This is a genomic window from Bacillus sp. FJAT-49711 (genome assembly GCF_018343715.1).
Classification (GTDB): domain Bacteria; phylum Bacillota; class Bacilli; order Bacillales; family Bacillaceae_C; genus Lederbergia.
In genome coordinates this window covers 1,434,044-1,447,940 of sequence record NZ_JAGYPL010000001.1, presented here as the reverse complement: position 1 = coordinate 1,447,940, position 13,897 = coordinate 1,434,044, and the positions used below count along the sequence as shown (strand labels likewise).

Below are 13,897 nucleotides of genomic sequence, written 5' to 3'. Positions count from 1 at the left end.
ATGATTGGCTTAAGAAGTGAAAATACTTCTTAAGCCATTTTTATTTTACATGTAAAACAAAGATAAAAATACATATACAAAAGTAAACAAAAAATGGTACATTTATATCAGGTGTATTTAAAAGTATCATCAAAATAGGAGGGAGAATACTATGTTTACAATTTCAGATGTTCGCTCTGAGTACAAGATAAATCCAATTGGAATTGATGTGAAAAAACCGCGGATTAGTTGGAAACTACGATCTGATCAAAGAGGAGTTGTGCAATCTTCCTACCAGATTCAAGTTTCAGATGATCAAGATTTCGTCAACCTGCTTTGGGATTCTGGTGAAGTAATGTCCGAAGAGAGCATCCATATTGAATTAAAGGATATACATGTTACACCACGAAAGCGTTACTACTATCGTGTACAAGCTAGTAATAAGCAAGGGGAAAGAACGGGCTGGTCAGAAACTTGTTTTTGGGAAACGGGATTGCTTAATAAGGACGGTTGGATGGCTGATTGGATCAGTGCGCCGAATGATTTGAAATTAGTTGATGATACCCAAAGTCCAATATTGCGCCGAAGCTTTAGTATAAATGCTCCGATCGCTTCTGCACGTATTTATGCAACCGCTTTAGGTATATATCATTTGCATTTAAATGGCCAAAAAGTAGGAGATGCGTATTTCACCCCCGGTTGGACGAATTATCATGAAAGACTGCAATATCAAACTTATGATGTAACCGCTTTACTTAATAGTAGGGAAAATATTATTGAAGCTTTACTAGGAAATGGATGGTATAAGGGAGAACTTGCTTGGTCTGGAGCACATTCTCATTATGGGAGCCGTCTTGCACTTCTATTTCAAATGCACATTACACTCGAAGATGGGACAGAAATGATTATTGCTTCAGACGATCAGTGGGAAGCTGCAGCAAGTCCAATTCTCATGTCTGAGATTTATCATGGTGAAACATATGATGCTCGTCTAGAACTAAAAGAAGAGATTTGGAAACGTGTCGAAGCCATTTCATATACAAAAGATATTATTGTTGCTCAAGAAAACGATGATGTTCGAAAAATAGAAGAAATCAAACCAATAGCACTCATCACGACTCCTAAAGATGAAGTTGTCCTTGATATGGGACAAAATATGGTCGGATGGCTGCGCCTTTCTATACGAGGAGAAGCTGGCCAAGAAGTAAAGTTAGTCCACGCAGAAGTGCTGGATAAAGACGGAAATTTCTATATGGATAATATTCGTACGGCTAAACAAACGAATCATTATATTTTAAAGGGTGGGGAAAAAGAGACATTTGAACCCTATTTTACGTTCCAAGGATTCCGATATGTTCAGTTGATTGGATTTACCGAGGGCCAGCTTAATTTGGATGATTTCACCGGAGTGGTTCTCCATTCTGAAATGGAACCTACTGGCAGCTTTGAATGTTCTGACCCACTGATTAATCAGTTGCAACATAATATTTTGTGGGGATTAAAAGGGAACTTTCTTGATGTGCCTACAGATTGTCCACAGCGTGATGAAAGGCTTGGATGGACAGGTGATGCACAAATGTTTATCCGAACCTCAGCATATTTAATGAATGTTGCTCCTTTTTTCACTAAGTGGCTAAGAGATTTAAAAAGTGATCAAGCTGATGATGGTGGAGTTCCTTTTGTTGTACCGAATGTTCTTGGAAAAAAAGGCAATCAACAATTTCCGCCTCCATTCAGTTCAGCAGCTTGGGGAGATGCAGCTGTCATTTGCCCATGGACTATTTATCTCGTTTATGGGGATCAGAGATTGCTAGAAGAACAGTATGACAGTATGAAAGCTTGGGTTGAATATATACGCAAGCAAGGGGAAAACGAATTTTTATGGAATACCGGCTTTCACTTCGGAGATTGGCTTGCTCTTGATTCAAAGCCAGATAGTTATGTCGGGGCAACAGATCGGGATTATATCGCCACTGCTTTTTATGCATATTCTACTTCCTTGCTTCAAAAAACAGCTCAAATTCTTGGGAAATCTCATGATGCGGAACTATATGCTATGCTTCACGCAAATATAGTAAAAGCTTTTAACGAGGAATTTGTCACACCAGCTGGCCGCCTTTCAGTGCCAACGCAAACTGCGCAATTACTTGCTTTAATGTTTGAATTAGTAGAAGGAAAAGCAAAAGTAAGGGCAGTGGAGAAACTAATGGACTTATTGAAAGAGAGTGATTTCCATTTAACAACAGGCTTTGTAGGAACGCCTTACTTAAACCATGTATTAAGTGAAAATGGCCAAAATGAAGCTGCATATAAACTGTTATTTCAAAAAGATTATCCATCATGGTTATACCAAGTCACAAAAGGTGCGACTACAATTTGGGAGCATTGGGATGGTATTAAAGAAGACGGCAGTTTTTGGAGTGCAGACATGAACTCCTTTAACCATTACGCTTATGGGGCTATTGGAGATTGGTTATATCGCAAAGTAACAGGAATTAATATGGATGAACAGTACCCTGCTTATAAGAAGAGCATCATTAAGCCACTTCCAGGAGAAGGTTTATCGTATGCTAAAGGGAAACTAGAAACAATGTATGGCACGATTTTCTCAAGTTGGAAAAAACATGAGGATGGAACGATGGAAGTGGAAGTGACGATTCCGGCTAATACAGCGGCTGAAATTATTTTGCCTAATGCCTCCCGGAAAGAAATATTTGAAAGTGATCTGCAGTTAGAGCAATCTAAAGAGCTTGCTGCAACAGTAGATAGTGGACAAGTAAAGGTATTAGTTGGATCTGGAAAGTACCGTTTTGCATATTAACTATTGAAGATCCCAAATTGTAATGCACATCGTAACTTGTTAATTTGTCATAATTACGATGCGAAAGAGAGTTTCAATATGTTTTAAAGTAACCTACCAATTATTTTAGGTGTGATTACTTTTTTATAAAAAGAAAACCGTAATCTAGATACGTGGTTCCGGAAACTTTTTTAATCTTATTAACATAGATTTTCGTTGCCATCCGTTCCCATCAGGTACCGTTAAGAATTGTCAGAAGGGCATAGATTTTTTTGAATATTACTATATGAAATTATGTTTTAACTAGGGAGGTATTAATCTTATACAGGTCTAAGACAGATTGGTAGAATTAATTAAGCTGAATAATGATCGAATAGATACTGGAGTTTTATCCGTCCCATATATAATGGATGTTCTTTGTGAAAATGGATATGAACATATTGTCTGTAAGCTTCTCCTGCAAACTGAATGTCCATCTTGGCTATATGAAGTACAACATGGTGCCACAACGATTTAGGAATCATGGGAAGCGGTTAAACCAGATGGTACTGTGGGATCATTTTCTTTTAATCATTATGCATTCGGCTGTATTGGAGATGGGCTCGTTCGCTATATTGGTGGTCTAACTCCGGTGGGGGCGTTTGGGCAGATGTTAGATTTTAATTTAACTTAATGAATGAAATACACGCAGCAAATTGTATTCAAATCGAATATTTCTTTATGGATAATTCCTGAAAATGTCTATAAAATAATGCGAGTGAGTCTTGCTGAACTCGCAGTTAATGTAAAACCTTACAGAGAAATTGGGGCTTGTTTAATTCAAAAAATGAGTGATTTTAACTTTGTGACAGTTCTTATCTCCCATCGGCACCAAGGAGAAGTGTGGTACTCAGGTAACTCACCAATTGTAAGCCTTTTACTTGATGAGCATCAATATGGTTGGGTGATGAAGCCTGCCCCAAGGGAAACTAGCGATATGCGATATGTCCATTACCAAAAAGAGAGAATGGTACGCTGGTATCATTTTGTCGACTCCGCATTTACTTTACAAGATATGTACGCAAAATTAAAACTTCATTATGGATAAAATAAGAAAGTGGTGATTTCCATCTTACGGAAATCATCACTTTTTTGATTCTATAGGTAAATACATGAATTTCTTCACACTAATTCCGTATTCTCAAACATTTTCATTCAATCGTTTTCCTTACTTTCAATACTTTGAATTTTCCTAACAACGGTCATTTCTGCAATTTTTTCCTTTTTTACATCAATTGTCGTCAATTCAAGATGATTGATTTGGGAGTCCTAGATATTATCGAACCAATTGGGAAACATCCTGTGTAGGCGGTAATGTATATTGAAACTTCTTAGTAAGAACTATAACTCGTTCCTTTAATGCTATTTTAAATCCACTCTTCTTATATCAAAATTGTAAAAACGAATGTCTGACTCAACATATCCAATTTTAGTTTTGTCCTCTATCCAACAGGTAATTTGTCGCATTGAAAGCGTGTAGAACATATTCATTACAATAAAATCATATTTTCTGTTTCAAAGCACGTATCGTAACTACTAGATTCGTTTTTTTTCTGCAATACTATTAATTTGGCGGAATGACAAATTGGCGCCAAGTAATATCATTCCTTTAATAGGTTGATCACTTTCTAAGTCCATTTTGATTCAAGTAATTTTTGAAGTAAGAATTTCCCCCGTCTCTTTATCAAACGTTATTGGAGAAATATATCGGTAATTTGTAGATATATATAAGGGAATAGATCGACATGAACCGAGCACGTGTCGATCATGGGTGAGTTTATAGGTTAATGTGAAAAAATCAATGCAAAAAAACTCGAGTGGCGACAGGCACACTTAAATCTTTTATCCTTTTTTAGGAAAATCCTTTATTTTGAATAGCCATTTTCAAAACTTTAATAAATTCTTTAGAAGCCTTGGACATATGTCGATTTTTTAATCGAATCCATCCAAATAAGAGAATTAAATCATTATTTTGTATTTCCAAAGGAATAATGTCGCCAGACTGAACATATGCGTTATTCATGATGGAGAAATTAGGATAAAAACCAATAGCGACTCCCTCGGTAATTAACTTTTTAGTTGTCTCTGTTTGGCCAGTTGTTAACATTATATTGAAATGGTCAGTATTTAACAATTTTTTCAGATATTCATGTTGTCGAAAATTCTCTATAAATGTCACAATCGGTTCTTGAGCGATTATTTCTACCGGCATTGGATTAAAAAGGGGGACAGTAGAGTTCTTGCCAATGCAAACCATATAAGTGCCAGTTAGTAAATGACGAAATTCCACTCTGTTATCTAATTGATCACCAGGCTGAGAGGAGATTAATCCAATATCCACTCGATTAGTAATTACATCTTGCATAATTTGTTTAGAACCGTCCTCATTTACCTCAATACGAACATATGGATGCTTTTTCTTATAAATTGACAGTACATCACTAAGGAATGCGTTGGACATACTGGGAATGGTAGCTATCTTTAAACTCCCATTCAATATATCGGTTTGTGCTTGAGCTTCATCATAGATGTCTTGGATTAGATTAAGGGTACTCTGTGTTTTTTTTAATAGCGTCCGACCTATTTTTGTTAGTTTCACTCCAGAACGTGACCGTTCAAATAACTTCACATTTAATTCATCCTCCAAATTAGAAATGGCTTGGCTAATACTTGGTTGAGAAATATGAAGATTCTTAGCAGCAAGAGAAAATGATTGGTATTTAGCTAGTTCTACAAAGTATTTTAGCTGTTCGATTCTGATAAATATCATCCCCTTTCTATAGGCTGTGCCTATATTAATATTAACATACTGTATTTTACATTTCTATTACCTATATATAAAATCAAATTAAGTTGTTCATACAATACTTAGTTAAAACTTCATTATTCAGAAAAGATTGAAAACCACCAAAACAAATGTATTTAAATTTCCATTTTGAAAGGAGGTAATAATATCCTAGTGTCAGTTAACTAAAGGATCATATGCAAAGAGAGAATTAGTATTATCAATTCTATTATCTTAGGGATGGAAATAACAACGATTTGATAGAAATGTAATTAGTATAATTCTTTTATATTAAAAGGAAATTTAAAAAATGGCTTTAATAAAATGTAATTTTTTCTCGGATGCATTGGGAATGAGCACTTCTATGACTGTAATTTTACCACAACAAACAAATAGTCAAGTGGGGATGAATGGTGTAGCAAAAAGAGACAGTCATCCTACGCTTTGGTTGCTTCACGGGGGATCGGATGATGATTCCATATGGAACCGCAGAACCTCAATTGAAAGATATGTATCTGACCTCGGGTTAGCTGTTGTTATGCCGGATGCACATTTTAGTTTCTATACGAATATGGCTTATGGAGGTAAGTATGGAACTTTCTTGATGGAAGAGCTTCCTAAAATTGCTAGATCCTTGTTTCCATTGTCGGAAGCCAAAGAGGATAACTTTGTAGCTGGATTGTCGATGGGTGGATATGGGGCGTTCAAGTGGGCTTTAAGCAAACCAAATCAATTTGCAGCTGCAGCAGGTCTATCTACGGCTAATTTTTCCTCATCGAAAATCATGCAAGAATGGAATTCACCAGATTTTTTAAGGCTAGTATTTGGAGAAGAACCACAGGAAGGAACTGAAAACGATTTATGCCATCTTATAGAACAATGCGATAAATTATCGGAAAGCAAGCCAAAATTTTACCAAAGCTGCGGAAAGGAAGACCACCTATATAAGTATAATCTTGATCTTAAGGAAGCATTTATGAATACAGATCTTGATTATACTTATACTGAGGAATCTGGAGTCCACGATTGGGCATTCTGGGATAAGACCATTCAGGATGTTGTTCGTTGGCTTCCACTAAAGCAGCTGGATTAATAGTCGGAGAAGAAATAAAAAGAAATCACAATTTGGTTCCAACCATCAACATCCCATTTATATTATGGGAATGTTCCGGTAATGATGGGCCTCAATTAAGGGGAACAAGATAGGGTCGTTCAGTAGCCTGCATTAAAGTTTAAAAATGGATTAGTCAGCTTAGTAGGAGGGCGTATCCTTGAAAAAAATAAGGATTGGATCGGGTGCTGGATATGGTGGAGACCGTATTAAACCAGCAATAGACATAATTGAAAACGGAAATTTGGATTATATTATTTTTGAGTGTTTGGCAGAAAGAACAATAGCGTTGGCACAATTAGAAAAATTAAAAGATCCAAAAAAAGGATATAATGATTGGCTAGAATATAGGTTTTCTAAAATCTTACCTATTTGCCTGGAAAAGAAAGTGAAAATTATTACAAATATGGGTGCAGCTAATCCCAAATCAGCCGCAGAGAAGATCAAAGAAATAGCCGTTCAATTAAACATACCATATGTGAAAATTGCGGTGGTCTTAGGAGATGATGTTTTTCATTTAATTGACCAATATTTGGAACAATCTATTATGGAGACTGGGCAATCCGTTAAATCGATAAAATCCTCTATTATATCAGCAAATGCATATATAGGCGCAGGTGGCATTGTCAAAGCGCTGAAAAGCGATGCAGATATTATTGTTACGGGAAGAGTTGCTGACCCTGCTTTAGTTCTGGGTCCGCTAATGTTTAAGTTTGGCTGGAAAAAAGATGACTATGATCTATTGGGCAAGGGAATTATGGCGGGGCATCTACTGGAATGTGGTTGCCAAGTAACGGGAGGGTATTTTGCAGACCCTGGATTAAAGGATGTTCCAGAAATATGGAACTTAGGGTATCCAATAGCGGAAGTTGATAAAAATGGCAATATAACGATATCGAAACTGAAAGAAACTGGGGGTATTGTTAGTTCAGCTACAGTAAAAGAACAAATCTGTTATGAGATTCATGATCCTGCTAATTATTTAACACCAGATGTTATAGCAGATTTTTCTAAAGTGCAGGTTATGGAGACAAAGAAAGACGAGGTTCTTGTAATAGGAGCCACTGGTAAAAAGAGAACAGATTATTATAAAACAAGTATAGGGTATCGTGATGGTTTTATTGTGGAGTGTGAGATTAGCTACGGGGGATCTGGAGCTTACGAAAGGGCGAAACTAGCAGGTCAAATCATTGATAAAAGACTAACAATGAATGAAATTCCCGTTGAGGAACTAAGGGTAGATTTTATTGGTGTGAATTCCTTATATAGGGATTCCCTTTCAAATAAAATCAATAGTGAGTTTACCTGTCATGAAGCAATGGATGTTCGTCTTAGGATTGCCGGGCGTACAATGTCAGAAATTGATGCACAGCGGATTGGACATGAGTTTGATTCATTAATGACTAATGGCCCTGCTGGGGGAGGTGGAGTGAGGATAAATGTAAGACAAGTGATTGCTATTGGATCAATTCTTATTCCACAGACAGATATTGATATCAATGTCTTATATATTGAGGTGAAAAATGATGAGACTAAGAAATGCAGCTCATTCTAGAACAGGTGATAAAGGCAACATCTCAAACAAATCTCCTATCATGTATGATGCAAGATTACGAATATGTCAGAAAATAAGTAACTGCCATAAAGTAAGAGAATGATTTTCAGGGAATGTGTAAGGTGACGTAATTCTTGAGGAAATATCAACGCTTTGAGCGCATAGTTTCGTAATACATAATGCTTTATCCGGTGTTGTAACACGTTCTTTAAGTTTGGCTGCTCACAAAAAAAGTGTAGTTCGGCTTTATTTGATACCTGAAAAATAGAAGGGGTGATGCTTATTTATAATGGAAATGTAGGGGTTATATCAATAAATAAATTAAGAGGTTAAGGGAATTGATTTTTTTAATTCCAAATCTATTAAATTAACAGGGGGAGAATCATGTTTAATAAATCAAAATATTCTTACTTGTTTCTAACAACCATTTTACTCGTTTCTGTCATTATTGCAGGTTGTTCTGGAAGTGGTAAATCAAAAAGTAGTTCTTCTAAAGGTGGAGATGGAACCTATAAAATTACGATGGCTTACCTCGATACTGGAACACAAGATGATTTAAAGCTAATAGAGGAAGAAATTAGTAAAATTACTAAAGAAAAAATCAATGCAACTGTAGAACTTTTACCGACAGGCTTTGGAGTATGGAATGAGCAAACAAATTTAATGTTGACCTCTGGTGAAAAGCTAGATCTTATTGTCACTGGAAGCGTATTCAACTACAATACTCAAGCAGTTAAAGGACAATTAGTTCCTTTAGACGATTTATTACAATCTTATGGTCAAGGAATATTAGAGGTTTTTCCAGATCATATATTAGATGCAACTAGGGTTAATGGAGAAATATTTGGAATCCCATCAATGAGAGAGTGGTCCGCTGACTTTGGATTCATTATGAGAAAAGATCTTGTGGATAAACATAATATTGATTTGTCCAATGTAAAGACGTTCGAAGATTTAGGAGAAGTCTTTAGAGTTATTAAAGAAAATGAACCTGACATTATTCCTTCTGGAAGTTCTCAAACACCTGTTTCTTTAGCTATAGCCACCAAGTTTGATAACTTCGGTAGCAGTGTAGGTGCTCTTGATTTGACAAAAGAAGGGGATTGGACGGTCATCAATCAGTTTGAACATCCTCTTTATGAAAGTGCTGTCAAAAAAGCTAGGGAATGGTATCAAGCTGGCTATACGCCTAAAGATGCAGCTACCGCTCAAGAACTAGGAGCGCCTCAAGTTAAGAACGGTAAAGCATTTGGGTATATCAATAACACGAAACCAGGTTTTGAAAGGCAAGAATCGATTATCACTGGTTATGAAATGGTTGCAGTGAGGACAACAGATAATTTTCAAGCAACAGGGAATATAACAAGTTTTATGTTATCAATCGCTAAAAATAGCCAAAATCCTGAAAAAGCAATGGAATTTTTAAACTTATTATACACTGATGCAGATATTATGAATTTACTTACCCTTGGAATTGAAGGAAAACACTATCAAGAAACTACAGATGGCTTTGTTAATTTAATTCCAAATTCAGGTTATTCTTTAGATCAGTGGCAGCTTGCCAATAACTTTATTACAAAGATTAAAGAAGGTCAGCCAGCAGATTACTGGGAGCAAATGAGCGCATTTAATGATACAGCTAGGCAATCACCCGCTTTTGGATTTACCTTTAATGCAGATCCTGTTAAGACAGAAATTGCTACTGTGTCTAACGTTATTGAACAATATCAAAAAGCCTTAGAAATGGGAACATTGGATCCTGATAAAAGCTTACCAGAGTTTCATGGAAAGCTAAAAGCTGCCGGCGCGGATAAAATCATTGCAGAAAAACAAAAACAACTGGATGAATGGAAAGCGAATAAGAAGTAGTTTTATAGAGAACTAGTTTTATGCTAGTTCTCTATAATCCCGAATAAGTATTCCGGAGTTTGGATGCGTTCACAGTAATGGAATAGTATACATTAAAAGTCGTTTTTTAGATAGTAGCAAAGTTACAACTTTATAAAAATTCATATTAGTAACAAATATGCATTTATAAGGAGGTTAGAACATTGGCACAAGAAGCTACAATAAAAAAAGTGCAGAGTGATATTAAAGTAATACCACGTGCGAAGAAGAAAAAAGTTAATTTTAAAAAACATCTTCCTATTTTTATTATGATGGCCCCGGGGTTAATCTATCTACTCATTAATAACTATTTACCGATGTTCGGATTAGTCATTGCGTTTAAGGATATTAACTATTCAGTAGGAATATGGGCAAGTGAATGGGTCGGCCTTGATAACTTTAAATATTTATTCACGACTCAAGATGCCTGGATTATTACCCGAAATACAATCCTATACAATGGCGCATTTATTATTATTAATACAGTAGTCGCTGTAGCCGTAGCTATCATGTTAAATGAAATTAAGAATAAGTTTGTTAAAAGTTTTTATCAAAGTGCCATTCTTTTACCTTTTTTAATTTCTATGGTTATTGTAAGTTATTTGGCATTTGCGTTCCTCAGTACAGATGTAGGATTTTTCAATAAAACAATTTTACCAATGTTAGGTTTGGATGAAGTATCTTGGTATACGGAATCAGGGGTATGGCCATATATTTTAACGATTGTAAATATGTGGAAGGGTATAGGGTTTTCGAGTATTATCTTCCTTGCGGCCATTGTCGGTATTGATCATGAGCTTTACGAAGCTGCAACATTAGATGGTGCAAGTAGATGGCACCAAATTCGTCATATTACGATTCCGTTAATTATGCCAATCATCATTATGTTAACATTACTTGGGATTGGAAAAATCTTCTACTCAGATTTCGGTCTCTTTTACCAAGTACCAATGAATTCTGGAGCCATTTATGATACGACTAATGTAATCGATACGTATGTATACCGCGGACTTATGCAATTAGGTGATATTGGGATGTCAGCTGCTGCCGGCATGTACCAATCCATTGTTGGATTTATCCTGGTATTGTTATCAAACTGGCTTGTTCGAATGAAAGATAAAGATAGTGCATTATTTTAAAATCGAGGTGAGATGTTAATGGCAACTTCTGATCGGATAACACAAGTCGTGTCTCATGTGGTCTTAATCATACTTGCTATAGCTAGTATTATTCCTTTTATTATCTTAATCTCTTCTTCGCTTACTAGTGAACAAATGATATTAAAGGAAGGATACAATTTTTGGCCAGCTGAATTTAGTACGGCAGCATATGACTATTTAATGACTAACTTTTCCAGTATTGCACGTGGATATGGAATTACGATTTTTGTAACTATTACTGGAACAGTATCAAGTTTGATTATTACTTCTATGCTTGCGTATGGTCTTTCTAGAAAAGATCTTCCATACCGTAATACGTTATCATTTATCGTCTTCTTTACATTATTATTTAATGGTGGTTTAGTGCCAACTTATCTAGTGTATACACAAATATTTGATGTAAAAAATACAATTTGGGCATTGATTGTACCAGGATTATTAATGAATGGATTTAACGTTCTATTAATGAGGTCATTTTTCATAATGTCAATTCCTGAACCCGTTATTGAATCAGCGAGAATCGATGGTGCAGGGGAATTCCGAACATTTGTTTCAATCGTACTACCACTTTCTTTACCAATTTTGGCAACGATTGGCCTTTTACAAACGATTGTTTACTGGAATGATTGGTTTAATGGTTTGATTTATTTAACAGATCCAAAATTGTTCAGTATTCAAAACATGCTTAACAGGATGATGCAGGATATTCAATTTTTGGCAAGTAGTGATTTAGGATCCAACGCAAGCCAAGCCGCGTCTGAGATTCCAAGTACCGCCGTCCGTATGGCGATTGCGGTTATCGGTATATTGCCCATTATCGTTGCCTATCCATTCTTCCAAAAGTATTTGATAAAAGGGATCCAATTAGGTGCAGTGAAAGGTTGACTATATATTAATTACTTGAATCTTGCATATATTAATAAATTATATTTAAAAATGGACAATAGTTATTCTTACATTTTATGTAAGAATAACTATTGTCAAATAAATTAATGGAGGAATTTAACGATGGTAAAAAAATTTGCATATGATGATGTGGCTCTTGTACAAACAAAATCCGGAAAATTGAAAGGGTATTTATTCGATGACATGTACATTTTTAAAGGCATTCCTTACGCGGAAGCAAAGAGATTCCAAATGCCAACACCAGTCACTCCTTGGGAAGGAGTAAAACAAGCCACTTCATATGGCTTAGTATCTCCATTGCTTACAAGAGACACTCCAACTGGTGAACTTCTAGTACCACACCGATATTGGCCACAGGATGAAAATTGCTTGAATCTAAACGTTTGGACAGAAAGCATAGATACTCATGCTAAAAAACCTGTAATGGTCTGGTTACATGGTGGTGGTTATTCAGCAGGATCTTCTATTGAACAAGTAGCTTATGATGGCTTTAATATGAGTCGTCACGGTGATGTAGTTGTTGTATCGGTCAACCATCGATTAAATGTTTTAGGATATTTGGACCTTTCTCCTTTTGGTGAAAAGTATAAAAACACAGGCAATGCTGGTCATGCCGATCTTGTAGCAGCATTGCAATGGGTTAATGAAAATATTGCAAATTTTGGTGGTGATCCAGAAAATGTTACAATTTTCGGTCAGTCTGGTGGTGGTATGAAAGTCACTGGTTTAATGCAAATTCCGAGTGCAAACGGTTTGTTCCATAAAGCGATTGTGATGAGTGGTGTTTCTGATGGAAAGCTTTTACGTCCAGGTAAAGGTGATGGTACAAAAATCGTCAATGCTTTACTAGAAGAATTAAAAATTTCAAAAAATGAAATAGAAAAACTAGAAACCATTCCATATCATGATTTAGCACAGGCATATAATAAAGTAAGTCCCCAAATAGCACAAGAAGGTGATTATGTTGGTTGTGCACCAATCAAAGATGACTTCTATATGGGTGAACCACTGTTAAGCGGCTATACCGAACATGCAAAAACAATTACACTTATGGTAGGCTCTGTTTATGGTGAGTTTTCTTTCGCACCTTTGCCATTTAATAAACAAGAGTTAACAGACGAGGAAATGAGAACAATTGTCGCTAAAAAATTCGGTGAACGTTCAGAAGAAATAATAGACTTGTTTGTCAAGGCATACCCAGACAAGAAGATAATAGATTTACTGTCATTGGATCGCGTTTTCCGCATCCCGACAAAAGCATTAGCTCAGTTACATGCTACGGATGGAAAAGCACCTGTATACCTATACAATTTCACCTTGGACTTTCCTTATGAACATGGAAAAACTGCTTGGCATTGTGCAGATATCCCATTTGTCTTTCATAATACGGATAAAGTGGAAGTATGTAATATTCCAGGTGTGTCTGATAAATTGGAAAAACAAGTATTCAATGCATTTGTTAGCTTTGCCCGCAATGGTAATCCTAACCATGATAGTCTACCAAATTGGCCAGCCGTCACGGTTGATAATGAGCCAACAATGATCTTTGACCGTAACTGCGAAGTTCGTAACAATTATGATCATGCACTATTTGCTCTATTCGAAGAGGCTTTACCGCCATTTTCTCTTGCAGAGTTGTTTCAGCAAGATATTCAACACTGATCCTTAAAAAATC

Annotated in this window: 11 protein-coding genes; 10 read left to right on the top strand and 1 reads right to left on the bottom strand. The window is 35.9% G+C overall.

The window, feature by feature from the left end; translation table 11 throughout:
- The first annotated feature begins 151 nt into the window (after positions 1-151).
- The 3 genes from KHA96_RS06955 to KHA96_RS06945 all read left to right on the top strand — a co-directional run bounded on the left by KHA96_RS06955 (position 152) and on the right by KHA96_RS06945 (position 3,866).
- On the top strand, positions 152-2,800 hold the full coding sequence (locus tag KHA96_RS06955) for an alpha-L-rhamnosidase (RefSeq protein ID WP_213128518.1): 2,649 nt from the start codon (positions 152-154) through the stop codon (positions 2,798-2,800).
- A 319-nt stretch (positions 2,801-3,119) separates the two neighbouring features.
- A complete protein-coding gene (locus tag KHA96_RS06950; protein ID WP_213128516.1) occupies positions 3,120-3,296 on the top strand; it encodes an alpha-L-rhamnosidase-related protein in 177 nt (58 codons plus the stop codon).
- Between the two features lie 159 nt (positions 3,297-3,455).
- Positions 3,456-3,866: a hypothetical protein gene (locus KHA96_RS06945; protein ID WP_213128514.1), complete on the top strand. Its 411-nt coding sequence runs from the start codon at positions 3,456-3,458 to the stop codon at positions 3,864-3,866.
- Positions 3,867-4,670: 804 nt separating this feature from the next.
- Here KHA96_RS06945 and KHA96_RS06940 read toward each other — a convergent pair.
- The gene (locus KHA96_RS06940) at positions 4,671-5,588 is read right to left on the bottom strand and encodes a LysR family transcriptional regulator (RefSeq protein ID WP_249315307.1); all 918 of its coding nucleotides are present in this window, start codon (positions 5,586-5,588) and stop codon (positions 4,671-4,673) included.
- A gap of 325 nt (positions 5,589-5,913) precedes the next feature.
- On the opposite strand from KHA96_RS06940, the gene KHA96_RS06935 reads away from it, so the two are divergent.
- From KHA96_RS06935 to KHA96_RS06910, 7 genes are all read left to right on the top strand, one after another.
- Entirely contained in the window at positions 5,914-6,696 is a 783-nt protein-coding gene (locus tag KHA96_RS06935) for an alpha/beta hydrolase (RefSeq protein ID WP_213128513.1), read from the top strand.
- 178 nt (positions 6,697-6,874) lie between these two features.
- Complete coding sequence (locus KHA96_RS06930) at positions 6,875-8,269, top strand: acyclic terpene utilization AtuA family protein (RefSeq protein WP_249315306.1); 1,395 nt, start codon at positions 6,875-6,877, stop codon at positions 8,267-8,269.
- Positions 8,238-8,372, top strand: coding sequence for an AtuA-related protein (locus KHA96_RS23475; RefSeq protein ID WP_481748213.1), 135 nt, complete (start codon positions 8,238-8,240; stop codon positions 8,370-8,372). Before KHA96_RS06930 ends, KHA96_RS23475 begins: the two co-directional genes overlap by 32 nt.
- A 281-nt stretch (positions 8,373-8,653) precedes the next feature.
- Positions 8,654-10,138 (top strand): ABC transporter substrate-binding protein, encoded by a 1,485-nt coding sequence (locus tag KHA96_RS06925; RefSeq protein ID WP_213128511.1) that lies wholly within the window; start codon positions 8,654-8,656, stop codon positions 10,136-10,138.
- A gap of 287 nt (positions 10,139-10,425) precedes the next feature.
- A complete protein-coding gene (locus tag KHA96_RS06920; protein WP_213128723.1) occupies positions 10,426-11,295 on the top strand; it encodes an ABC transporter permease in 870 nt (289 codons plus the stop codon).
- Between the two features lie 18 nt (positions 11,296-11,313).
- Positions 11,314-12,201: a carbohydrate ABC transporter permease gene (locus KHA96_RS06915; protein WP_213128509.1), complete on the top strand. Its 888-nt coding sequence runs from the start codon at positions 11,314-11,316 to the stop codon at positions 12,199-12,201.
- 123 nt (positions 12,202-12,324) lie between these two features.
- Positions 12,325-13,884, top strand: coding sequence for a carboxylesterase/lipase family protein (locus tag KHA96_RS06910; protein ID WP_213128507.1), 1,560 nt, complete (start codon positions 12,325-12,327; stop codon positions 13,882-13,884).
- The last annotated feature ends 13 nt before the right edge of the window (positions 13,885-13,897 follow it).

What these genes read in the sequence shown, in the direction of transcription:
- KHA96_RS06955 (WP_213128518.1), top strand. Translation starts at nt 152, where the DNA reads ATGTTTACAATTTCAGATGTTCGCTCTGAGTACAAGATAAATCCAATT.
- KHA96_RS06945 (WP_213128514.1), top strand. Translation starts at nt 3,456, where the DNA reads ATGAAATACACGCAGCAAATTGTATTCAAATCGAATATTTCTTTATGG.
- KHA96_RS06940 (WP_249315307.1), bottom strand. Translation starts at nt 5,588, where the DNA reads ATGATATTTATCAGAATCGAACAGCTAAAATACTTTGTAGAACTAGCT.
- KHA96_RS06935 (WP_213128513.1), top strand. Translation starts at nt 5,914, where the DNA reads ATGGCTTTAATAAAATGTAATTTTTTCTCGGATGCATTGGGAATGAGC.
- KHA96_RS23475 (WP_481748213.1), top strand. Translation starts at nt 8,238, where the DNA reads ATGATGAGACTAAGAAATGCAGCTCATTCTAGAACAGGTGATAAAGGC.
- KHA96_RS06925 (WP_213128511.1), top strand. Translation starts at nt 8,654, where the DNA reads ATGTTTAATAAATCAAAATATTCTTACTTGTTTCTAACAACCATTTTA.
- KHA96_RS06920 (WP_213128723.1), top strand. Translation starts at nt 10,426, where the DNA reads ATGATGGCCCCGGGGTTAATCTATCTACTCATTAATAACTATTTACCG.
- KHA96_RS06915 (WP_213128509.1), top strand. Translation starts at nt 11,314, where the DNA reads ATGGCAACTTCTGATCGGATAACACAAGTCGTGTCTCATGTGGTCTTA.
- KHA96_RS06910 (WP_213128507.1), top strand. Translation starts at nt 12,325, where the DNA reads ATGGTAAAAAAATTTGCATATGATGATGTGGCTCTTGTACAAACAAAA.